Origin of the sequence: Paraburkholderia sp. SIMBA_054, assembly GCF_046534875.1 — a bacterium.
Taxonomy (GTDB): Bacteria; Pseudomonadota; Gammaproteobacteria; order Burkholderiales; family Burkholderiaceae; genus Paraburkholderia; species Paraburkholderia hospita.
The window spans coordinates 1-358 of record NZ_JAWRXV010000365.1 but is presented as its reverse complement, the minus strand read 5'-3'; the positions used below and the strand labels follow the sequence as shown (position 1 = coordinate 358).

Below are 358 nucleotides of genomic sequence, written 5' to 3'. Positions count from 1 at the left end.
ATAGTCCTTTCGTCTGATATGGCAGGCGGCGTGAAGCGGCTGCGGCTGGAACTCGATGCTATCGCAAAAGGCGAGGCGGATATCGTGATCGGCACGCAGCTTGTTGCCAAGGGGCATAACTTTCCCAACATGACATTGGTGGGTGTCGTGGATGCCGATCTGGGGCTTGCCAATGGCGATCCCCGCGCGGCTGAGCGCACCTTCCAGCTTCTCAATCAGGTGACGGGACGCGCCGGTCGAACCGGTCGCAAGAGCCTCGGACTGATCCAGACCTACCAGCCGGATCATCCGGTGATGCGGGCAATCGTCAGCAGCGACGCAGACGCATTCTACGCCCGTGAAATTGGGGAGCGCGAAC

At 60.6% G+C, this 358-nt stretch carries 1 protein-coding gene; it reads left to right on the top strand.

Annotation, left to right across the window (positions count from 1 at the left end; all coding sequences use genetic code 11):
* The coding region (locus SB822_RS55510) for a helicase-related protein (RefSeq protein ID WP_410858899.1) at positions 1–358 on the top strand (358 nt) is incomplete at both ends.